The following is a 24,005-nucleotide window of genomic DNA, read 5'->3' as shown; positions in this document are numbered from 1 at the left end:
CTTATTTACTTTTCGATTTGGATTTTGTATTTCGCTTCCGAATTCTCCCTCGCATTCTCTCATTCTCTTCCCATGACATATTAAATGACTTGAATTTAAATCTACAGTACACCAATAGTTGGAATTCTGCCGCTCCAATGGCTACTGTATACAGTAAAACAATACCTACCACATAAAGAACTAAAACATCAATTCCATAACCATTATGAAAATATATCAAAATAAACAGGATTAGCGCATATATTGTAGCCCACTTCATCACATCTCCTTTTCTTTTACTAAAAAATGAGATGGATCTTTCATCCTTACTAAACGCACCTTCACTCGCTTGTTTAAATGTATCAATTGTTGTCACAATATGAACGATAGCTGCTCCTACAAATAATAACCCTACACAAATTAAAGTCATTCGGTCAATTGAATAATCAGATATCCCAGGAAGAACTAACGCTGTAAATGTTATTGTACCTAATTGAAATGCATATAATAATACAACGAGCGTTTGGAACTTTTGAAATTTATAACGTGCTTTTGGAAATGAATATAGAATTAAAAAGATGAATTGTAAGCTATATAAAACAATTTCAGTTTTAACAATTGTTTTATCAAAATAAGTATGATAATAATCCACCCCCCCCATAAAAATAAAAAACATAAATACTGAAGTATAAACTATCCCTCCAATAAAGAAAACCATAGCACCCTCAGGACTTAAACGATCATTACATGTCATCCTAAACTTATCTAAATCTTCTTCTTTTATATTCCACATCCTGGCTCTTCACCTTCTATACGTTTCAATTATTTTTCAAACACTAAAATTCTATTAATATATTATTTATTTTTCATTTTGAATTTCTTATTTTGTTTTCAAATTCTCCCACGCATTCTCTCATTCTCTGCCCATGACATATTAAATGACTTGAATTTAAATCTACAGTACGCCAATAGTTGGAATTCTGCCGCTCCAATTGCAACCGCATACATTAAAACAGTTCCTACTCCATACATAACAAAAAAATCAATTGAATAATCATTTTGAAAATACATCAAAATAAGTAGTATTAATACATATATTATAGCCCCCTTAATCATAGCTCCTTTTGTCTTACTAAAAAAAGAGGTGGATCTTTCACCACTACTAAACGCACCTTCACTTGCTTGTTTAAATGTATCTAGCGTTGCTACAATATGAATAATAACTGCCCCTACAAATAGTAGCCCAGTATACATCCTACCAGTTGAATTGTCAGCCATTTCAGAGACAATCGAAACTACAAATAATATCGTTCCAAGCTGAAACGCATATAATAATATAACGAGCGTTTGTAACTTTTGAAATTTAAAACATGCTTTCGGAAATAGATATATAATTAAAAATATAATTTGAATACTAAATAACACAATTTCAGTTTTAACAATAGTTCTGTCAAAAAAATATTGTAGTAATTCAAATCCCCTACAAAAATAATAAACATAAATATTGAAATATAAAATATTGTTCCAAACATAAAACCCGCAGCACCTTCAGAACTTAAACGACCTTGACATGTCATTCGAAACTTGTCTAAATCTTCTTCTTTTATGTTCCACATTCAGTTTTTCACCTTCTATACAGTTTAAATAATTTTCATTCACTAAAATCCCATTACATTCTTAACATTTTTAAGTACATAAATCTTTGTACAACTAAATTCACATAATCTTTTAGGTATATTATTACCATATTTCTTACCATAATCATCTAATCAGAATGCCTTTTGATGGTTCAAGTAGTGTTCTTTTTCCTCAAAAGTTCCAAATATTCTTCTTTCAATTAAGTATAACCGTCTTCTTGTCACCTTCATCCAATGCCTTTACTAATCTCTCATACTCTATTTTGATTTACCAAAACTATACGCGCTCAGTAAAACATAACTGTTATCACAATAACTATTTTTCACTACCCCTTTACTCATATCTTCACAACATTTATCGTTCTCAAAATTCAATTAAAATATATTATTTTTGATTTATATACTCTTTTTCATAATTTACATATTCTTTTTTGGAACTTTGATTATTATCTTCCCTGGTATGATAATATGTTGAAATCTCTTGATTGCGTTTTATAAGCTTATCTTCTTTTTTTTCTTCATAATTTACGGATATTGTTATTTGTGTTATTCTCATTTGATTTTCTTTTGTATTATTAGGCGTATTAAATTCAATCATCAATATTGCAGAATCAAATTTATCATATTTTAAATTTAACTTATCATTCATGATGTTTTTAAACTGCAATTCAGTTAAATCATAGCTTATTATGCTCGGTTCACTAGATCTTTTTGTATCTTCACTCGGTTTCAATTTACTAAGTTCATTTAATCCTCTAAACATTAATTTTACATATGAAACATTCATAGCTTGATCCTGGGCTACTGAACGGGATTTTTCATTTTTTAAATTTGTACTATAGACCGTTTCTTTTTTGTAATTTTGATTACTACCAACGTTTTTATCATTTTTTATATCAGTAACAACCTTTTGAGTTGTTTTCCCATATAAGTCGTCTTCTTTCACATTATATACTCCATGGGTTGTTTGATATATTATCCTGCTATGTTCACCATCTTCTTTTTCTTCATAAGTACTGTCGCTAGTCTCTTCTTTCACATATGCATATCCATCATCACTCGCAGACATAACCGTTTTCATATCACCTTCATCCAATGCCTTTACTAATCTCTCATACTCTATTTTTTCCCCGAAACTGCACGCGCTTAGTAAAAACGTTACTGTCATTACAATAACTATTTTTTTAACTAACCTTTTACTCATGCCATAACTACACCTTTCCCCTTATTTTATACATTACTTATTATTCAAATATTGTTTTTTATACTCCTCATATCGGGTTTTAGAAGCTTTATCGTTATCTTCTTTAGTATTTAAATAGATTGCTATTTTTTGATCATGCCTTATTAATCGGCCTTCTTTATTCTTTTTTTCATATCCCATTGTGATGCTTATTGTAGTGAATTCCATTGGATTTTCTTTTGAATCTTTCGCCGAACTAAATTCCATTAATAATATTGCTTCATCAAATTTATCGTAGTCCACCTTTAACTTATTATTAATTATTTCTTGAAATTCCGATTCAGTTAAGTAATATGTTACCTTGGATGACTCACTAAATCTTTTTTTATCTTTTTTTGGTCTTAAACTATCTATTCCCTTTAATCTATTAAATATAAATCGAACATTCGAAACATCCAAATTTTGATCTGGACTTTTTGATTGATTATCTTCATATTTAATACTAGTTCTATATACAATCTCTTCTTTTTTTTGCTCACTATTTAATGAACTAGCAATTTCTTGCAAAGTTGTTCCATAGAACTTTTTTTCTTTAATATTGTATACTCCTCCTGTTGTTTGATATACAACGCTAATGCGATTATCATTTTCCGCCCCAAACGTGCTATCCCTAACCTCTTCTTTCACATATGCATATCCATCATCACTCGCAGACATAACCGTCTTCATATCACCTTCATCCAATGCCTTTACTAATCTCTCATACTCTATCTTCGTCTCCCCAAAACCACATCCACTTAATAAACTTGATACTATTGACAGAACTATCATCATCTTGGCTTTCTTCTTTAACTTCATACTGACACCCCGTTGATTTCTCTAGGCATTTTTAAGTTCATTATGTTCCTTTTTGGAAAGTAATACATTTCACCCTTATTTACTTTTCGTTTTAGATTTTGTATTTCGCTTTCGCATTCTCTCATTCTCTTCCCATGACATATTAAATGACTTGAATTTAAATCTACAGTACGCCAATAGTTGGAATTCTGCCGCTCCAATGGCTACTGCATACATAACAACATTACACATAACATAACCAAACATTGTGTTTAATGAGTAATTATTATTTATATAAATCAAAACAAGAAGAATTAACACATAAATTACAGCACCTTGTATAACATGTCCCTTTGTTTTACTAAAAAACGAATCTGATTTGTCCCCACTACTTAATGCACCTTCGCTTGCTTGTTTAAATGTATCAACTGTTGTCACAATATGAACAATAATTCCACCTAATACTAATAGACCTTCATAAACACGTGTATTGAGATCAATTGAATGCTCAATCATTCCAGAAAGAACAAATAACGTGCATCCGATAGTTCCAAGTTGAAATGCATATAATAATATAACGAGCGTTTGTAATTTTTGAAATTTATAACGAGCTTTAGGGAATAAATATAGAATTAAAAACATTACTTGCAAACCATATAACACTAATTCAATCCTAACAATTACCTTATCAAACAAGGTAGTATAATAATCTATTCCTCCTATAAAAATAATAACCATAAATAATGAAGTATAAAATATCGTTCCGAGCATAAATCCCGTCGCACCTTCAAGACTTAAACGCCTTCTGCATGTCATCCGAAATGCTTCTAAATCTTCCTCTTTTATATTCCACATCCTGACTTTTCACCTTCTATACAGTTTAAATAATTTTCATTCACTAAAATCCCATTACATTCCTAACTTTTTAAGTACATTCATCTTTGTGTAACTATATTCAGATAATATTATCTCTATATTAATTACCGTACATAATCAGAATACTTTTGATAGTTCAAATAGCCTTCTTTCTCCTCAAAAGCTCTAAATATTCTTCTCTCTCTTTCACTTAAGCATATCCCTCATACTCTATTTTTGTTTCCCCCGAAACTGCACTCACTTAGTAAAAACATTACTGTCATCACAATTATATCGAGATAATAAAGCTCTTTAATTTTATCTTCAGAAAGGTGATAACCTCCCATCAACAATATGCTAGGAGGTTATTACAGTTATTTTAAATTTGTTTTTATTTTAATGGATTCGATTTTTGCAAATAATAATGTTATTTAATTTGAGAGAAGCGAATATTAAAAACATACTGCTTAATAACTCGTAATTAAGTCTTCCCCCTCATATCTAGGGTCTTTCTCAACTTTACCATCTTTTGTTTTGATGACTTTTAGTCTACCTAACCACTCTGCTCCGTTATATGTCTCTTCACTTACCCATACATTATGCTTTTTACCATCTACCTCAACTACTAATGTGGGGTGTGTAAACATGAATTCCTTCTCTACATGCCTACCTACAATTTCTGCATTTAATGATGTACCTTCTTCAACTAATTTACTATTTTGATACCCTTCGATAATAGGTAATCCAATAAATACAAAGAATATGAGTCCAAATACGATTACTTTCTTCTTTGTACTCCATTTATTCTTTTCTTTCAATTCCTTCTGTCTCGCTTCTCTTTCTTCGCGTTCATCCAAACTCTCATTTAAAGCGTCTTCCCATGCCTTAATTTCCGCTTCAATTTCTGCTTCAGCTCTTGCTAATTTTTCTAGTTGTTCATCGGTTGCTACCATCTCATATGAGTTATCTCCAACCAAACGAATTTCAGTACGATTTTCTTTTACTTTTCGCAAGTCTTTTTCTGTACAATTAAACTCTCGAATGATTTCCCCTTGTGTGTTTACCAATCTAACGTAAATGTTTTTTTCTCCTTCTTCTTAAACATCTGAACTCCCCCTTATTTGTTTCCTATCATAGATAACCCTATTGTAATTAAGAGAAAGAAAACGATAATAAGGAAAGTCTTCCCTTTGCTTACTTGTGTTGTAGAACCTTCCAAGACAGCCCATATAAAAATTGGGAAAAGAAGAATACCTAGGAGAATATCAACCAACTTGTTGCTACTCTTCTTTAGTGGTTTTTCTTCTACTATCGGTTTTATCTGAACAGCTTCTTTTCTTATTTGTTTCGGTTTCTTTTTCTTGCGTCTATGATTCCCCCAACTTACTCCGCCACATTTTAAACTTAGCTGCAAATTGATCTTCCATTCTTCAAAACAAATCAGCTCCCTTAGAATGATTTATTATTATGAAAAGACTTTTCATAATTCACATAATCTTGCTTCGCTTTCCTCTTTAACTTCATACTGTCACCAGTTACTCTAGGCATTTTTAGTTTCATTACGTTCCCTTATTGTTCCTATCATAAATCCTAAAGCATCCTCAGGACTCCAACGATGTTTACATATCATCCGAAATTTATCTAAATCTTCTTTTTTTATATTCCATATCCAAGTTTTCCACCTTTAACTACCTTTACTTAAATCATATAGATTAAAAATAAAAACCTTCTCATTTTAACGAAAAGAGAAGGTTTTCTTACTGTTATACATTCATGCCATATTCAAAACTTTCCCTCTTCAAATAACGTATTATAGTTGTTAATCTTTGGAATTTTATTTTTGCTATTAATTTAGGCATTTTTACTTTTCTTAAAAAACACCAAATATGCAAATAATGACGAAATTAAGAGGAATACACCCGCCCCTATACCCTCATATATTTTAAAATAAACAGCAGCAATTATCACAAATATTGACATTATTATTATTAGAATCATTGTATATTTCATTATAAATTCTAACGCTTGATAGATAGATACTATTGTCCTTTGAAAAAAACTTTGCTCTGTTTCTGAAACATTCCGATCCTTAATCAAAATAACACCTTCCCCTCTTTACAAATTGACTTTTGAATAAACTTTCCCCTTCAAACTAGCAACAAAGCGAACTATAGCACGTAACTACTACCAATACAGAATGAGCCCGTTGAAAATCGCATGTCGAAATATTAAGTTAATTACATATAAATTTGAGAACGAAAAACCTCCTCATTCTAACGAGAAGAGAAGGTTTTATTTATGATATTTCCCCAAACCCTATTCAAAACTATCTCTTTTATGATATTTCATGATGTTTCCATATGTTAAAAGCCACAAGCTTAAAATATTATTCTTCATTAAATACAGCAATCTTCACTTCAACATACTGTAAAGACTCATCACCGCTAAACACATGATAAATTGGCGAGGCTAAATTCAGATTATTATCCTCCATATACAGAAGCATTTCACCATATACCTGCTCTGTTAATTTTTCATAATCTCCCGTATATCGTTTCATGAGCATCTCATCAACATAATAATAGCTCCTAAATTGAAGTGTTTCTGATGCTGGAATTTTATCTTCATTCACTGGCATGAATAATTCAACGTACATATTTTCATCAGATGGTATATTTTTCAAAGCATAAAACATCGGACCTTTTACTGTTAAATTCTCTGTTGCAATTTCTGACATAAAATGTTCAATTGCTTCTTCCATATCTTCGTAATGAAAATAGTACTCTTTCGAAACAACATTTGTATATGCAATACTTTGTCCTTCAATTATCATTTTATTGTTTCACCTACTTCTCTAATAGGAGCATAAATATCTAGCCACATGTCACCGTATACGTCTAAACATACGTGATAAAAACCATTATCTAACTTGATATGATGCTGTTCTGCAAACTCATGTATTAAATTATAAGCCTCCTCAATATCACCATCTTCATCAGTAAATCGAACACTTAATGCCTCTTCAATAATTAATCCATCAACGTATTCATATGCAGAATTCTCTCCCAATTTAACACGCTCATTTACTGGAACAGAATACGTATATTCACCGTACTCTGGTTCATTTTCCAATGGCTGATATTTAAAAAGAACAGGACCTACAGCATATATTCCATTATGAACAACTTGATTTCTCAGTGCGATAGCAGGTAATAACCAATCTTCTTTTTTTACAATTTGAGTAATACTAATTAAATTTAAAAGTGATAATGCTTTATATTGAATTTTCATAATACCTACTCCTTTTACTATTCTTTCTCTTGGCTATATATTCTTTTGTTTCTTCAAATGTCACTTACGCTCTCTTTCATATTCCTTCCACATTATAGTAAATGGCGAACATTTAAACCTACTATACTCATTTCCTTTACGCCTTACGTTTTGATTTACCTTTTTTATTTTTCTTTTGATATCTTGGAGTCTCTCTTTTATGTTGCTCCCACGATATGTTAAATGAAGGGAATTTAAATCTACAATACGCTAATAGCTGAAATTCAGCTGCACCAATGGCTATCGTATACATTAAAACAGTACCTATTACATACCCAATAAAAGTATCAAACGCATAATCATTATGAAAATAAATCAAAATAAGTAGGATTAATGCGTATATTGAAGCAACTTTCATCATAGTTCCTTTTGTTTTACTAAAAAAGGAAGCGGATCTTTCATTCATACTAAACGCACCTTCACTTGCCTGTTTAAACGTATCAATCGTTGTCACAATATGAACAATCACTGCTCCAAAAAATAAGAAACCTACATATACTAATGTAATTCGATCAATTGTATAATCAGACATTCCAGGAAGAATTAGAGCCGTGAATAATATCGTACCTAATTGAAATGCATATAATAATACAACAAATGTTTGTAACTTTTGAAATTTAAATCGAGCTTTTGGAAATGAATATAGAATTAAAAAAATTATTTGTAAGCTATATAACACAAGTTCCATTCTAACGATTGTTTTCTCAAAGAAAGTAGTATAATAGTCCCAACCAAACGTTACTAAAGTACCAATAAGAAAAAACATCATTACTGAAACAAACACTATTGTTCCTATCATAAATCCAAAAGCACCTTCAGGACTTAATCGACGTTTACATGTCATCCGAAATTTATCTAAATCTTCTTCTTTTATATTCCACATTACCTATATGCACCTTTCTTGTAGTCTTATTACCAAAATATAGATCCAAGTTTGTGTGTTACTTTTTTAACTCCTTTTTTAGCAAGATCAATTGCATTGTCTTCTCCTCCTAAAAAAGACCATTTTTTATTAATTGCCCATGTAAGTCCTACGGCAACACCAGCTCCAACCACAGTTCCAAGCGGCGGAAGGAAAAACGACCCTGCTACAGCACCAGCGGCCATCGCTCCAGCATTTGCTCCAATATCTACAGCTGAATCTGTTGCTATATCAGCTACATCATGTAACTGCCAACCATCATCTTTAGTAGCGTCTACAACATTCCCTCCGACTGACACAACAGCCCCAAAAATACCTGCTCCTTTCAATACTGTGGCCGGTTTCCCCATACCTTTAAACATTTCTTTCCATTTTCCAGGATGTAAATCCTTTAAACCGTCTGCATAAGCAGTCTTAAATGCACTCAATCCTCTCTCCCCAATTGCAGTAGGCAATCCTTTCTTCTCCCAATCAACGTGGAAATCTTGATAACTTTGAAACTCTGGTAATTTTAAAATGGTTTTTCTTGCTTTTTTTATTTGTGCATTTGTTGTTTTTAAATCACCAAATTCAAATTCTAATTTATTCTTGATAAATCGAACTAAAACATCATCATTATTATCCATTGTAAGGATTTTTGCTACTTTAACCAAATCTTCTTTCTTTAATGTCGATAGTTCATATACTCCTTTCCCTTTTCGACCTTTAGGATCAAAAAGGACGTCTAAAGCATAATTCTTTTTAACATAATGCATGCGTATATAGGAAGCTAAAAGAGCCTTAGTTCCCTTAACACTAATGTCAAATTTGGTCATTGTATCTGCCATTACCTTAATGATATTTCCAATTGCCACGCTAGATATAAGCTTCCCTATTGCAGCGATAGACAAATTTCCATTATTCACTTTTATTTGTTGCATTCCCTCATCTATCTTACGCATTAATTCATCAAACTCTTGCAGGTCACTTTGCTTACTGTTATAAGTCTCTAATTTTTCTAATGTCTCACTGATTTCTTTTTGGCTTTTTACAGCGCCTTCAGTGATGCTTGATGATGATGGATATTGAATTGCGACGATGTCACTAATCGTACCTACTGTTTTTTTCGCCTCTTCATTAGAGTGGCTAAATCCCTCACTATATCCATTAACTTTTTTCTTTACATCATCCAAATAACTTCCATGAATTTTTGCATCTGCATCACTGTCAACCTCACTGTTAAACTCCTCTATTGCTTTTTGAAATTGACTTTTTAACATCTCCGTTGTAACTGTAAATCCAGTGATAACAGCTCCATGAACTGTAGATAAATGATTCTTAATAGTATCAGCAGCTTTCCCTTGAAAAGAGTTAATTTGTGTAAAGTCCTCTATTTTTTGCTGCAATGTTTCCAAATGTTGATTTAACTCTTCAGCACTTGAATTAAACCGCTCTTGCAGTTCTTTTACTTCTTGTAACTCTATGATTTTGCTCATATTTTCCCCCTCCTATCCCTTTACATAGCACGGTGAGCTGAACTGTCTTTCAAATCTTTTCCAAGCTTTTCATCTTGCTGAACCATTTCTTGTCCTGTTTGCTGAATTCTACTAATATCCTTTTGTAGTATTTGTTCATATTGCTGCACTTTTTCCGATAACTTTTCAATCGCTTCACAATATTTTTTCAGTTTACTTAAATTCGTACGATGTAACTGCATACCATTAAATTTAGTCTTACCTAAATCACTAGCACCACTTTTCAAATCACTTACTTTCGCATCAAATACCCCTTTATTTAATTTAATTTCCCCCATTTATCATTTCCCCGCCTTCTGTACTTCTACTTGAATACTAGCGTCAACCATTGAAACACTTCTACTTAGAGAAAGAATACTAGACTCACATGTAGCGATTTCTCTTTCAAGCCGCCGTATAGCTTGATCGATGTCTTCTTGCACTCTCCCTAGTTCTCCGATAAACTTCCCTAAATTCGAAATGACTTGTTGTTCATATGTTTCTTTAAAAGTAGTTGCTCTTTGCCCTTTCCAACTACTCTCGTTTATTTCTAAGGACTTAAACTGCTCTTGATTTTGTTTAATTGCTTCAAGATTATTTACAAATTTCCCTTTAGCAGTTATTAGCCTTCTTAGTTTCATTTGTAGTTCAGCCAATTGCCCTTGTTGATGACTTATACTACTTAATAAACCAGATTTTTGACTATTTAATTCCTCTATCCCCATGCAAATCCCCCCTTAAATAGTTGGCACTTTAATTCTAGTAGCAAAACGATTTTCAACGAAATACCCTTCAAATGGATTTAATTTTGTACTACTTAAATCTTTATTAGATACATCGAAGACCATTTGGCCTGATGATTTTCTAAGTAAAATAACATGAGATTGCGTTTTTATTGTTTTTGAAACTAAGTCGTATCGACTGTCAATTGAATCAACATCACAGCCAATTACGAAGTGGATGCCCATAAATGCACCATTTGTTATTAATTCCGCTAAACTATATATATCGCTATCCTCTAAATTACTTAAAATATCATTTACATCTGCAATTACGATTACAATCGGCTTAAATTTCTTAATAAATTCTGCCGGGTTCACTGTTTCACTTGATGCTTCCTGCTCCTCTTTAAACGCCGCTTCTCTCGATTTATAAGCGTTTGTAACTTGTTTAATCGTTTTCTCAATTCCTGTTTTTTCAGCTACATATAAAGCAGCGCTCTCTCTATAGTTTGAGAAATTTCGTGTTCTTGTATCAATTAAACCTAGGTCAAAGTGTCCACTGTCTGCTAACTGTTGAAGGAATTGATGAACTACATTTTCAACTTCATCTTTCTTAATTCCCCCTACAACAATATTAGACGCTTCCGTTAAATCTAATTCGAGAGGCGTAACGTTTTCTGTCTCTACACCAAATGTTAGTTTGCCTGCTTCAATAATTTTTCTTGTTTCTGGCCATGCAATGAATTCCTTGTATTCCAGAACTTCAGGTACCATAGGAATTGCTTTCGGTCTTTCTCCATCCCAGAAGGAATCCATCTCTTTTCCTTCAGCTTGTATATTTTCAATTCGAGTAAGGACATCTTCTCCATTTGTCGGTAAAGCTGTTTGGAAGATTGTTGGTTCGTCAATTTTAACTAAACCACGGCCTGCTAATTCTTCAATTTTTAACTCTGTTCTTCCTACAATAGCTCTAGATTCTGCCTCATCTATCATATATAGAGCAATTTGTAGTTTAATATTTGTATTTACTTGTACTCTCAATGCATTTTGACGTGTAGCCGTAAGCATTAAATGAATTCCTACTGCTGCCCCTTCACGTACAATTTGTGCAATAATGCGTTCAAAGTCTTCGACAAATCCAGCTTCTCTAACAGCATCATAGTTATCTAACGTAATTAATATTGTTGGTAATACTTCTTTACTAGCTCTCTCATACATTTCAAGACTCGCAACACCATATTTACTTAGCAATTGCTTTCTATCTTTTAATAGGTCTTCTATGCGACGAAGAAATTTCTCGCATTTTTCAACTTGGTCTAATGTAATGATGTCTGCCACATGCGGTAAAGATTTTAATGGCATTAAGCCATTTGTTCCGAAGTCTAATAAATACACATGCAAATGCTCCGGACTATGCTGACGAGCTACATCCATAATGACTGATTGTAAGAATGTTGATTTTCCGTAGCCTGGACTTGAGAAGACCGCTACGTGTCCGTCTTTACTAATATCTAGTGTTAATGGTGTTTGTGATTGTAATTCAGGCTGATCTAGTAGACCAATTGTTGCTTGTAATGGTTTCTTTTCTTTCGTCCATGCTTCTTTGAACTGAATAGCATGTAAGTCTTGTAAATATACGCTTTCTGGAAGTGGTGGTAACCACGGTCTTGCTAATGCTTCAATTTCATTTATTTCTGCGTAATCGTGAATGTAGTCAATAACAGCATCCAGTTCAGATGGTACGCTTATTACTTCTTTACTGCTACCAAGTCCACTTAAGTCTTCACTTAATATTTCATATTGTCCTAGATCATTTATTGCATAGATTGTTGCATCTAAATGTTCTTTATCCTCTTTATTTTCTACATAGTCTGCTCCGCTCCAAGCTGATTGGAATAGTTCATAAATTTCATTATTCCCAACTTGTAAGTAAGCACGTCCTGGTAATGTAATTTCAGCAGCATCCGGTGTTTTTAAAATTTCATTACTATCTGACGTATTTTGAACTTTTAATGCTAGTTTGAATTTCGAGTTACTCCAAATTTGATCATCTACAACACCACTCGGTTTTTGCGTAGCTAATATTAAATGGATTCCGAGCGAACGACCGATACGCGCTGTTGAAACTAACTCTTTCATAAACTCTGGTTGTTCTGACTTCAGTTCCGCGAATTCATCACTAATTAAAAATAGATGTGGCATCGGTTCACTTACTAAGCCTTCTTTATACAGTTTTTGATACTGATTAATATGGTTTACATCATTTTCCCCAAATAATCGTTGTCTTTTTTGTAACTCAGCTTTAATTGATGCGAGCGCTCTCATACTTTGTGCTCCATCTAAGTTCGTAATTGTTCCTAATAAATGCGGTAAGTTTTTGAATAAATTCGCCATACCGCCGCCTTTATAGTCAATTAGTAAAAAGGCTACTTCGTACGGATGGAAATTAACTGCTAGAGATAAAATGTACGATTGTATAATTTCCGATTTACCTGAACCTGTTGTACCTGCTATTAATCCGTGTGGTCCGTGTGCTTTTTCGTGTAAATTTAAGTTTACGATATCTTCTTTACCACGTAATCCAAGTGGTACAGCTAAAGATTTATGCGCTGCATTTTTCTCCCAACGACTTGTGATATTCAGTTCTTTTACTTTTTCAACGCCGTACATTTCTAAAAATGTTACGCTTTCTGGAATACTATTTTTTAAGTTTTGCAAATGATTTAATGGTGCTAATGCCCGTGAAATATCTTCTAAATTAAACCCTTTCGGTACGTGATTTAGTTTAAATTGACGGTTAACAAGCTCTCCTTGCTCTAAGATGATGTTCCCTTGTTTTGCATCTCTTATATCTATTACCGTTTTCACATGCTCCGGTAAACTTTGCATAACATCTTGTACAAATACAAGTGATACACCTAATTGACTCGGATCATCATTAAAGAATTCCATAACAACATGGTCTAATATTAGTTTTTCATCTGTAATGAGAACGACATAGTGCGGTGCAAAGTACATTTTTTCATTAGTAGAACTTTTTTCATCTAGTTTTAATTTTCGTTCTTTCAATATTTGATACAAACTATTTAACACTTGATCACGGCTACGATCATGGTATACAAATCCACGTACATTTATATCGCGAACACTTCCATGAGGTAACCAGCGCATCCAATCCCATTTTTCTTTTTCTTCTTCCGGAAAAATAGTAATAAACTGCAAGTCATAATAACTATGGAATAAAGCCGTTTGTGCAACTAATAATTGTAATTGCTCTAACACTAAAGAGCGTTGGCCAATATAACCGACTGGTCCATTCATTAAATCTGTTACAACTGGTACATCTTCCAATGATAGATAACGCTGTCTTAGTTCACGTGCTATATCGATTAATTCATCTTTCGTTTGACTAAATTCTTCTTCATTAAATTGAATTTCAAAACTCGTATTAGCTTGTCCTGTTCCAACGCTAAATGTTAAGAAATCATGATGTAACATTGTTTTTTCATAAATTCTAGGATTTACTTGAACTGCCATATTACGTATTACTTCTACATTTGGATTGTGATAATGTAATGCGTGACGCTGTTTTTCACTTTCTGCATGTAAATCTTTCGTTTTTTGTTTTATATACTCTCTATAGCTTTTATCTCGTTCAACAATGTCGACTTTATATTGCTTCAAATTTTTAATATACGATGTGACAGAAACAATGATTGTTACTAATGTCATCGCAATCGATGCGATAATAAACATTCCATATTTCATGAAAATAGCAAGTAATACAGTTACGACAATCATGACAAGTGAAGGTGCAATGATTCTTGCTAAATGCTCCGTTGGTTTTGATGGCATACTTGAAGGCTTTGCAATTGTCATTTTCTCTTCTGGTTCACGGTAAATAATACGTGGTGAACGATGATAGTCTGGATAACCACTTTGATAATTTGTTTCTGATTCTACTAAAATAGGTAACGCAGATTTCACTTTATCTTCTGAAGAAAGTACTTGAATGTCTTCACTACCAATCTCCAATAAAATACCATCAAAATATAATACGTCTCCTGATTCCAACATAACGCTATCTTTTAACTTCGTATAATTATGAAATACATCCCCGCCATACACGTTCACTTTAAAAGAATCGTACAACGTTTCGCGAGATAGCATTAAATCTACAATAGTCCCGGTAATAGAAATATCATCGTAATCGTTTTGACTCACTGTAAGAGAATGTTTCGTTCCGATATCAAACACTTTAGTTGTGCCAACAATAGATATAAAGATTTTCAAGCTCACATCTCTTGTTTTCCCAATCTCAATTTCCTTATTAAATTCTATTAATTGATCCTGTACCATCCAAGCATTTACTTCATTATTCCACTTTAACTCTATTTCTTGTTCTAAACTTGGATTCGTAATATCATTTGTCCACTCTTTTCCAATCGACACTATTGATTGCTCATTTGGATGTAATGTGCACTTATATATTTTGTCTCCATAAGTCAATACTAATAGTTGCTCCATCCGTGTTCACTGCTCCTTTTCAACTGCTTACTCTTTTTTCTCTGTGTCCGACAAATTTTTATCGCTTGATGAATTGCCATATTTCTTTTTATATTCATCTAATTGTTGCTCATATGTTTTTAACTTTTGATCACGTTCTTCCCCTGATAAATCAGGATTATTTTTCAGTGATTCAATTTGTTTAACAAGGCCGTACATAATAAGCTGAGGATCATCAAGTGTCTTAGCTAAATCTAATGATTTATCAAAATTACCTTTTCCGTTATACATCCAATACAGCAAATACTTTTCATCACTTTTCAAACTAATGTTTTTCATAATCGATTTCTTTTGAGCTTCACCTAGTTTTTCAGCTGTAATGTATGCAAATGCTAACTCATATTTAGATGCAATCGGCAATGATTCAAACTCCTCTTCATTCAATTGCGTAATGACTTTGTCATAATCAGTTGCTATGAAACTTGCATTTGCTTCTAACAATTTATTTTGATAAGGAAATTTTATAAAAGTGAAATATATTAAAGGAGCAGCTAAAATAACTGTCGCCGCTATGAAGGAAAAAGCTAAGTATTTAAATGATTTGTAGCTTTTTTTAGGTACTAACTGCATATTTTTTTCTGTTTTTGTTTGTTCCTTCTCAAAGCTGTCATCAAGAAACTGCAGTAATGCATCTAAGCTTTCCATTTGAGCAACGGTCTGTTCAAATGTTGTTTCTTTTGCATCTTTTAGTAACCCAGCATACAAATCATCAAAGTTATGTTTTTGGGAGAATAAAGCAATAATTAGACACTTATATTGTGTTAAAAATTGCTCTTCTAATAACGGGGTTGGCGGAACAATATCTCGAATTCCTCTATGTATAATACTTGGTATTAAATTAGCATTAAAAACTATATTGTCTGGATGTAAAAAGAACGTGATTCGTTTATTTAAATATTTACGAAACTGCGCAACATTCCGAAGTAGTCTTAATTTCTCATTTCTTCCAAAACGGCTAAGATCGTCCCACTTATGTAATTTTTTATCTACTTGATATAGAAACGTAAACATATCATCCGTTTCTTCTATTGTTAATGGTACAAATTCAGATGATTCGCCCGTAATTATATCGAATTGACGGAAGTCTTTTATACGTGTTTGAGATTTGGTCATCTCCAATTTCCAATTTTCTTTTTCTATTTGAAATTGATAGTTCATTGCATCAATTTGAATTATTTTTTCCGTCATGTTTATCCTCTTCTCCTTTTCTTTATAACCCGTAATAACTTATTTTCAAATAACTAAAAGTAAAAAATATTCTTTATAAAACTTGCAAAATATCTCCATCTGTTATTTGGTGATCAATTAAACGATCATTATCTGTTAAAACAATTGACTTATTTTTCACTTTAATTACAAAATGTGAACCTTCATGATTATCAATCTTTAGCGTATCTAATAAGTTTTTTAATAAATATTTAATAGATTGATGATTCGGAATACGCAAATCATATGTATTTCCATTCCATTTACTAAAATCTACTGTCACATTGATATGTGTTTGTATTGCCATCGCTTTACCTCCAACTTTTACGAAGAACCGTATAAATACCGATGCAAATAAGTAGAATGCCGCCGCCAAATAATAATATTATTGTTATACTAATTGGCTCTTCATTCATTGTTTCATTACTCGCTACTTCATCTGCACTTTTTCTGACAATGTATTCACTGCTAAACAAACTATTTTTCGTATCTTTAACACTATTATTCTCTTTTGGTTTTGTAAAAAGAGAATCTCGCAAAGCTTCCATATCTTTTTGTTCTTTCTTTTTCTTTTTCTCAATTTCTTCTTCTATATCTTTGTTAAATAACTCAATCGATGCTTTATCTAATTCTGTTTCCTTATGTTCCTTTTTATTTTTTTCTTGGTCGCTTTCTTCAAGTCGATCCACTTTAAACTTAATCTTCCCATCATCACCAAGATAACTGTCAGCCGCGCTCCTTATCGGTAGCGCGACAAACAGTAAAAGGATAGAGAGAAATGATAACTTAGCCACTATGCTCCATTGTTTGATCATTTACTTCTTTTTCCTCCCATTTCTTATGCCATACAAATAGATTACTAACCAATCCAATAATGGCAATTACAAACAATACGACAAAAATAACTTTCCCAGTATCTTTACCACTAATAAAATCATTTAGAAAACTTTCTATATACTGAAGCGGTGAGAATTGACGTATCTTTCCGACAGACGACATTTGATCTACTTTACTTCCAACTGCCTCAGTTAAAAACAGGTACATGCTTAAAAATACTAATAGTATAAACATTCCTACCATTTTTATTTGTCGTAATAAGTAGGTTGAGACTAATACAAACGCCATCATAATAAATGTGATGAACGCAATCCATAGTAAACTTTGATCCTGACCAAACTTTAAAAGACGCCCAGAAATGATACCTATACTAATCCCTTCCACAATTGATATACCGAAAGCTACTACTGTAGTTGGTACATTCATATCAATTAATGAGAATTTCTCTTCAAAATGATCTGATTGCATTCTTTTCTTTTCTTGATTCGCAATTGCGTATGCTGTAAATAATGCAACAATGAAACAAGTTAATACAATTAAGTATGGTGTAAAAGCATTTCCTGCTACAATTACTCCATCATTTTGCTTTTGAACTGGACTAGCTAAAAAGTCATATAGCATCTCATTTTGACGATCTCCAATACGGCTATTGGCTAAAATTTTCGTAAAGTTTTTGGAGAATGATTTATCATCTTCCATTTTCTTCGTAAAGTCATTTAATAATAAATCAGCTTTTGAAACAATTGTCGTTCCGCTGTCTTGAATTTCTTTTGCTTGTCCATTAATTTGATCAAATGTTTTATATACATCGTCTGAAGTTGCTAAACTATGCTTCGAACTTTCGACCAATGACTGACTTTGCATCATTAATGATTTAATACCAGAATCTAACGATAAAATAGCTGTTTGCTCACCAGCATGATTTGTTGTTAATACTTGCTGCTCTTCAACTAGCTTTAAGCTATTCTCACGCCATTTCGCTAAACCTTTTAAATACTCTCCTAAATTTTCATTCATACTAGTTGCTTGTTGCGTCGTTCCATTTAATTTCTCCGCTAGTAGCATAGAATTTTGATCCGCACTAGTAATAGATTGTTGATAAGAGTTTATTTTTTGTTTTAAACCTGACATATCTTGCTTTATTTCTGTAGTAATACTTGATGAAACAAGATTTGAAATTAAATCAATTAAGCTTTGTTTATTTAATACGTAGTACAAAGATTGATTCGTCGCAATTGCATCTAAACTTCCCTCTTCTAACTTAGGACCTACATCTTTCGTTCTTAAATCAATCCCATAATACATTTCGTAAAGGCTCATTAAACCTTGATAACTTTCGACTGTATCTACTGCTTCTTTTATTAATGCACTAGATATATTTTTTGTTAATACTTCTGCTTTTTGATGTACAACTTGATTCGTTGTACTTTCAATAACTTTACCGTTATCTGTTCCCGTTTCGCCTCCTGGATTTCCTCCGGTTCCGTTGTCTGTCCCCGTTTCGCCTCCTGGATTTCCTCCGGTTCCGTTGTCTGTCCCCGTTCCGCCTCCTGGATTTCCTCCGGTTCCGTTGTCTGTTCCCGTTCCGCCTCCTGGGTTTCCTCCAGTTCCGTTGTCTGTTCCCGTTCCGCCTCCTGGGTTTCCTCCAGTTCCGTTATCTGTTCCCGTTCCGCCTCCTGGGTTTCCTCCGGTTCCGTTGTCTGTTCCCGTTCCTTTCCTCCAGTTCCGTTATCTGTTCCCGTTCCGCCTCCTGGGTTTCCTCCAGTTCCGTTATCTGTTCCCGTTCCGCCTCCTGGTTTCCTCCAGTTCCGTTATCTGTTCCGTTCCTCCTGGGTTTCCTCCAGTTCCGTTATCTGTTCCCGTTCCGCCTCCTGGGTTTCCTCCGGTTCCGTTGTCTTTCCCTGTTCCGCCTCCTTGGCTTCCTTCATTATTGCCTGTTGTGTTTTCCATTTTTTTGATAATAGGCGTTTTAGCATTGTGTACTAACGGCATTATGCCATACTGTGATTTATGAACCACATTTTCCACCTTGCTATTTTCAGTTTGTGTTCCTTTATCCTCTTTATTAGGTTCTTCTTTTTCAGGACTAGTTTCTTTTTTATGAGTCCCGCTCAATTCCCACTGCCATGTTACAGGAGAGAAAACATCTATATTGATGTTTGGATCTTTTAGCTTCACATGCAAGCTAATCTTTATATCCCCTTCATTACGAGGAGCTATTGTAATTTCTCCTGCTTCGCTTTGTAGAAAGTCACTTGTACGATCCACATCATCAATATATAAAGCTTCTGTACTTCCATCTAGTTTAAACTCTTCTGGAATACTTATCTTCAAAATTTGCGGAGATTCCATTTTAATTACTTTCGCAGTATCACTAAATGTAATTCCCTCTGTATAAAGTCTATCCTTCACTTCTTTAATGGCGTTTCCTAAAGATATTTTATTTACAGGATCATAATAAAAATTATTTTCTTTATTATATTTTTTTGTAAATTGAATTACATTTTGCAGTTGTAATTTCGTTGTATCTGGTAAATCACTTTGACCGATTTCTTCCATGTTTAAACTAGGTAATTTCGCAATTAAATTCTCGATTTGTTTCTTTATTCGAACATCTGGTTGTTTCATTAATGTATTTATGAAGATTTCTTGCTTTCCATCATTCGACATTGATTGCTTTAATTTCTTAATTACCGTATCTTGAATATCACTTTCTAACTTTCCTGCAAGTTCTGTATCATATTCAGACACTTGTTTTTTTACATCTGCTAAATATTTTTGAATCGCTGAAGCATCAGTTAAAATATTCGGTTCTTTCTCTGAAAACGTAAATTGATTTGAAATAATTTTATTAGCGGATTCCAATGCACTTAATTGCTTTAAAGCATCGCCTGTATTCATATCATTCATATATTGATTAAATTGATTTGTGAAATTATTCGCTAATAAATTGTTATCAGTTTGCATTTTTTGAAAGTTATTAAAACCATCTAAGTACGTACTGTTAGATTTATTCCCTTCATCTAACGCTTGACCGAAACCTTTTAAAACATCCTGAAATCCTTTGAAACTATTAACAGAAACACCTGTATAATCTTGTACTGTTTTAAATTGATTTGTGTAATTTGCTAACGGACTATGTATATCTTTTTTATACATAGTTGTTTGAACGTTTCCTTTTTCAATTATTTTACCTATATTATCTTGTGCACCTTGTAGCTTACCGATAATACTCGCAAAATAAACGTCGATTATTTGCTTATTGAAATCTTCTAAAATAACAGAAGCTGTATTTTCTGCCTCAGCTTTCAAATCCTTATTCCCAGTTGCATTTACTTTGTAGTTTAAAGTTAATTTCTCCGGAATCTCTGAATCAATCGCAACTGCTTTCCTAGAAAAATCATTTGGAATAACAATCATCATATTGTAATTATTATTTTTCAATCCATTTTCTGCTACCCCGCGACTAACTACGTACCATTCTTGTTTCGTATTTTTATTTACATTTTTAACAAATTGATCTCCAAACGCTATTTTATTGCCCTCAAATACAGTGCCCTGATCTTCATTTACCAACGCAACTGTCATTTTTGGTGTAGTATTCTCATTAGCTTTCTTAACATTTTGATTTAATGCTAAATAGGAGACCCCTGTTGATAGTACAAGAGCTAAAATAATAAACAACAAGATGCTCCATTTGAACTTTTTCACTACTTATCACTCCTGCGACTGCGAGTCTATCTGATGAAAGACTTCGTATCTTACTCTAGTTTTAAAGTAATTTAGCCATACAACGTATGGTTGCATGGCTAAATTATATATTTCTTTTTATCTGTCTTATTGTAGACCGAAATTACGAGAAAGATCTTCGTCATGTCTAGCAACAGCTTCTGCAGTTTTATTAAGCTGCATATTAATTTCTTGTAATAGCTGTGCGAAGTTTTGTACTTTTGGCTTTAATTGATTGAACTGTTGGTCAAAACCTTCGAAAGCACGACCTTCCCATTCTCCTCTTAATTCATTTTGTAAGTTTTGTAGTTGACGTAAAATGTCCTCAATTTGATTTGCACCTTGTCCATATCGAGTCGCTTTCGATTTAAGCTCCTCTGGTGACATACGAATTTGTCCTGCCATTATTAAATCCCCCTTAAAATTAAAAAATAGTAAAATTAACCAATAATCAATTCTACAAATTGATTATATCAATAATTTAAAAATTTCTAAACAAAAAAATGATATTTTTCCAAAATTTCTCTTTTACTATAATAACGATATATTATATAATAATAATTTATTTGTTTTTTAAGCACACTCTATAAATCTACTATAAAATAAAGGCAAACCATCTATTTTATACTTATTCGCTTTAAATTCCAGCGATAAAGTAGCCACTAAATCATTATTTTCTCTTCTCTCATTCAGACTATTCTACTCACTTCAAAGTCATAATTACCTGCCTTTCAACAAACCCAAACTCTTCGTACATCTCTTTTGCAAAATTCCCAGCAAATACATTCAACCGAATTTCTGAATACTTCTCCTTTAATTCCTTAATACCAGCTTCCATCAGTTCTCGCGATAATCCTCTCCCGCGATATTCTGGGAAAACGTACAATTCATATATAAATCCAAGTTTTTCACGAGAAAAATAGTCTGTATTTTCCCCTATTAATATCCATCCCATTACTTTATTTTTTTCTTTAACGATTAAATAGTATGCTCCTTTTTCTACAATCGGCTTTGTAATCTCAATTGCTTTCTCGGTACTTAATTGACAATTCCCTCTCGTCCCTTCAAAAAGCGATTGAGCCGAATATTTTAATATTTCATTGGTATCTTCTTGATTCGCCTTAACAATCATTTTTCACAACTCCCCTTGAATAATAGGCATTACTATCGCTTGTTCAAGATTCTCCGCTTCCATAACAATTGCTGTTAATCCGTGTTCTGTACTTGTTTCATGGAGCTCTCCCTTTTCCCAAAACACAGCTTGTCCCGCCTCTATCTTTATCTTTTCTTTATTTACCCCACATACATATCCTGCTCCATCCACAATAAGAAGCAGTTGAGATACAACTGCTTCGTGATAAAGTGAAACTTTAATCAGTGGGGGTTTTATTCATCCCCCACTGATTATTAGTTAAACCAATCGGGCTTTTACGGGCAGTTGATCCCCCACCTAACTTGTTTGCTTTCGCTGAATTTTGAGGCAGGGTTCTTACTGCCCGTTAATGCGGGATAACCGATGATTCCATTCTCGTGTAAATGCATAGCACCGATATGTATATTTCCTCGATGGTTTAATATTTTCGACATGATGAAATTAGATTGAAATACTGATAGGTGCTTTCCTACTTTTTCACTAAAATCAAAAATTTTCATTACTAGTCCTCCTTATACGTATAAAACCATCCTTACTGTCTGCATCATATGTCCTTCAAAGTCTTCTTCAAATTGCTCTAATTCAGCAAAACCTTTCGCTTCATAAAAGCGTTTTCCTTTTTCATTTGCTGCTTCTACATGTATGTACAATTTCCGTATCCCATTTAATGCTTTAATTCCTTTTTGTAATAAAGCACTTCCGATCCCTTTTCCTTGCTGATCTGGTAACAAATAAATCGCACCTAATTCCGCTTCATTTTGTAGTCTAACAGGTGAAAAGTTCGCAAACCCTATTACTTCTCCTTCTTCTTCCGCAACGAATAAATGCGTATTTTTAAGACGATATTTCATTTTTTCATCAGAATATGCCTCGTCTAAAAAACTGTCTTGAATTTCTCTTGGAATAATGCCTTCATATGTATCATGCCAAGCTATTTTTGCTACTGATTGTACAGCATGAATATCTTCTTGCTTCATTTCTCTAATTATATATGTCATCTCGATGTCTCCATTCTCTTTAAATTATATTCTGCTAATATACTAGAAGAAACGGCAAAACCATTTTCATAATTCACCTTAATTAATTTTAATTTCTCAATTGAAGCTGTTGCAAAATCAAACTTTCCATAAATATATTCCATTACACTTAAAAACTGCTTTGTATGTAATTTATTTGCAATTGTACAATGCGGAACCCATTTTCCCGGTACGTAATATGAATTTGGGTTGTCATGAAAAGTTTTAAAATAATCATGATAAGAATAATAAAGTTTTAACAATTCATCGGTAACGGTCGGCGCTAGAAAGACCGTTCCATTAGTAGGAAAAATTCCAACAGAAGGAAAAGTGACTGTAGACATGTTTTCTTGAATAGCTACAAATCCCTTTAATTTTTCAATATATAAATTAACATCTAACTCATTATAATCCGCAATCGTTATATGAGGTTCTACTCCAGCTAATTGATTTGTTCCAATTACATTTGTTAATTCATTTTGCAATTCTGTAATTTTATTAGTAAACACACGATCAAATGTAGCAATAATAGCGTACAAT

At 32.8% G+C, this 24,005-nt stretch carries 22 protein-coding genes and 3 pseudogenes; all 25 read right to left on the bottom strand.

All coding sequences use genetic code 11. The features are described from left to right. Position 1: 1 nt before the first annotated feature. A complete protein-coding gene (locus AXW78_RS10230; protein WP_061884099.1) occupies positions 2–772 on the bottom strand; it encodes a hypothetical protein in 771 nt (256 codons plus the stop codon). 98 nt (positions 773–870) lie between these two features. Continuing rightward, positions 871–1,595 (bottom strand): annotated as a pseudogene (locus AXW78_RS10225) (hypothetical protein). A 217-nt stretch (positions 1,596–1,812) separates the two neighbouring features. After that, a complete protein-coding gene (locus tag AXW78_RS34800) occupies positions 1,813–1,878 on the bottom strand; it encodes a DUF3952 domain-containing protein (RefSeq protein ID WP_231122454.1) in 66 nt (21 codons plus the stop codon). Positions 1,879–2,001: 123 nt separating this feature from the next. Further along, complete coding sequence (locus tag AXW78_RS10220) at positions 2,002–2,820, bottom strand: DUF3952 domain-containing protein (RefSeq protein ID WP_000044422.1); 819 nt, start codon at positions 2,818–2,820, stop codon at positions 2,002–2,004. 33 nt (positions 2,821–2,853) lie between these two features. Next, on the bottom strand, positions 2,854–3,657 hold the full coding sequence (locus tag AXW78_RS10215; RefSeq protein ID WP_000768465.1) for a DUF3952 domain-containing protein: 804 nt from the start codon (positions 3,655–3,657) through the stop codon (positions 2,854–2,856). Positions 3,658–3,732: 75 nt separating this feature from the next. After that, a complete protein-coding gene (locus AXW78_RS10210; protein WP_061884098.1) occupies positions 3,733–4,491 on the bottom strand; it encodes a hypothetical protein in 759 nt (252 codons plus the stop codon). A 467-nt stretch (positions 4,492–4,958) separates the two neighbouring features. Continuing rightward, positions 4,959–5,558, bottom strand: a complete 600-nt coding sequence (locus AXW78_RS10205) for a hypothetical protein (RefSeq protein WP_231122443.1) — start codon at positions 5,556–5,558, stop codon at positions 4,959–4,961. 50 nt (positions 5,559–5,608) lie between these two features. Continuing rightward, complete coding sequence (locus AXW78_RS10200; RefSeq protein WP_001177229.1) at positions 5,609–5,905, bottom strand: hypothetical protein; 297 nt, start codon at positions 5,903–5,905, stop codon at positions 5,609–5,611. A gap of 437 nt (positions 5,906–6,342) precedes the next feature. Continuing rightward, a complete protein-coding gene (locus AXW78_RS34795; protein ID WP_000588631.1) occupies positions 6,343–6,588 on the bottom strand; it encodes a hypothetical protein in 246 nt (81 codons plus the stop codon). 289 nt (positions 6,589–6,877) lie between these two features. Then, positions 6,878–7,324: a DUF5085 family protein gene (locus AXW78_RS10190; protein WP_000582719.1), complete on the bottom strand. Its 447-nt coding sequence runs from the start codon at positions 7,322–7,324 to the stop codon at positions 6,878–6,880. Further along, on the bottom strand, positions 7,321–7,782 hold the full coding sequence (locus AXW78_RS10185) for a DUF5085 family protein (RefSeq protein WP_000701786.1): 462 nt from the start codon (positions 7,780–7,782) through the stop codon (positions 7,321–7,323). The genes AXW78_RS10190 and AXW78_RS10185 overlap by 4 nt, the downstream gene beginning before the upstream one ends. Positions 7,783–7,918: 136 nt before the next feature. Next, complete coding sequence (locus tag AXW78_RS10180) at positions 7,919–8,704, bottom strand: hypothetical protein (protein WP_000267115.1); 786 nt, start codon at positions 8,702–8,704, stop codon at positions 7,919–7,921. Between the two features lie 29 nt (positions 8,705–8,733). Beyond that, complete coding sequence (locus AXW78_RS10175; RefSeq protein WP_000034623.1) at positions 8,734–10,218, bottom strand: T7SS effector LXG polymorphic toxin; 1,485 nt, start codon at positions 10,216–10,218, stop codon at positions 8,734–8,736. Between the two features lie 20 nt (positions 10,219–10,238). Then, complete coding sequence (locus AXW78_RS10170) at positions 10,239–10,535, bottom strand: TIGR04197 family type VII secretion effector (RefSeq protein WP_000503885.1); 297 nt, start codon at positions 10,533–10,535, stop codon at positions 10,239–10,241. Positions 10,536–10,538: 3 nt separating this feature from the next. Continuing rightward, on the bottom strand, positions 10,539–10,961 hold the full coding sequence (locus AXW78_RS10165) for a YwqH-like family protein (protein ID WP_000510565.1): 423 nt from the start codon (positions 10,959–10,961) through the stop codon (positions 10,539–10,541). Between the two features lie 12 nt (positions 10,962–10,973). After that, positions 10,974–15,485, bottom strand: a complete 4,512-nt coding sequence (gene essC / locus AXW78_RS10160) for a type VII secretion protein EssC (protein ID WP_061884097.1) — start codon at positions 15,483–15,485, stop codon at positions 10,974–10,976. 27 nt (positions 15,486–15,512) lie between these two features. Beyond that, positions 15,513–16,712 (bottom strand): type VII secretion protein EssB, encoded by a 1,200-nt coding sequence (gene essB, locus AXW78_RS10155; protein WP_000136609.1) that lies wholly within the window; start codon positions 16,710–16,712, stop codon positions 15,513–15,515. A gap of 73 nt (positions 16,713–16,785) precedes the next feature. Continuing rightward, positions 16,786–17,037 carry an EsaB/YukD family protein gene (locus AXW78_RS10150; protein ID WP_001007571.1) on the bottom strand — a complete coding sequence of 84 codons (252 nt, stop codon included), beginning with the start codon at positions 17,035–17,037 and terminating at the stop codon, positions 16,786–16,788. A gap of 4 nt (positions 17,038–17,041) precedes the next feature. Then, the gene (gene essA, locus AXW78_RS10145) at positions 17,042–17,545 is read right to left on the bottom strand and encodes a type VII secretion protein EssA (protein WP_000595655.1); all 504 of its coding nucleotides are present in this window, start codon (positions 17,543–17,545) and stop codon (positions 17,042–17,044) included. Continuing rightward, positions 17,517–21,251: pseudogene (esaA, locus tag AXW78_RS32020) on the bottom strand (type VII secretion protein EsaA). The gene essA and the pseudogene esaA overlap by 29 nt, the downstream one beginning before the upstream one ends. Before the next feature lie 153 nt (positions 21,252–21,404). After that, on the bottom strand, positions 21,405–21,701 hold the full coding sequence (locus tag AXW78_RS10130) for a WXG100 family type VII secretion target (RefSeq protein ID WP_000918601.1): 297 nt from the start codon (positions 21,699–21,701) through the stop codon (positions 21,405–21,407). Positions 21,702–21,999: 298 nt separating this feature from the next. Beyond that, positions 22,000–22,428 (bottom strand): GNAT family N-acetyltransferase, encoded by a 429-nt coding sequence (locus AXW78_RS10125; RefSeq protein WP_000635650.1) that lies wholly within the window; start codon positions 22,426–22,428, stop codon positions 22,000–22,002. A 3-nt stretch (positions 22,429–22,431) separates the two neighbouring features. Beyond that, positions 22,432–22,949, bottom strand: a pseudogene (locus AXW78_RS35690) (cupin). Positions 22,950–22,961: 12 nt separating this feature from the next. Beyond that, positions 22,962–23,447, bottom strand: coding sequence for a GNAT family N-acetyltransferase (locus tag AXW78_RS10110; protein WP_000221048.1), 486 nt, complete (start codon positions 23,445–23,447; stop codon positions 22,962–22,964). Next, a complete protein-coding gene (locus AXW78_RS10105) occupies positions 23,444–24,004 on the bottom strand; it encodes a 2'-5' RNA ligase family protein (RefSeq protein WP_061884094.1) in 561 nt (186 codons plus the stop codon). Before AXW78_RS10105 ends, AXW78_RS10110 begins: the two co-directional genes overlap by 4 nt. Position 24,005: the final 1 nt, after the last annotated feature.

Origin of the sequence: Bacillus thuringiensis, assembly GCF_001595725.1 — a bacterium.
Lineage (GTDB): Bacteria > Bacillota > Bacilli > Bacillales > Bacillaceae_G > Bacillus_A > Bacillus_A thuringiensis_K.
This window is presented reverse-complemented; position numbering and strand designations above follow the sequence as displayed.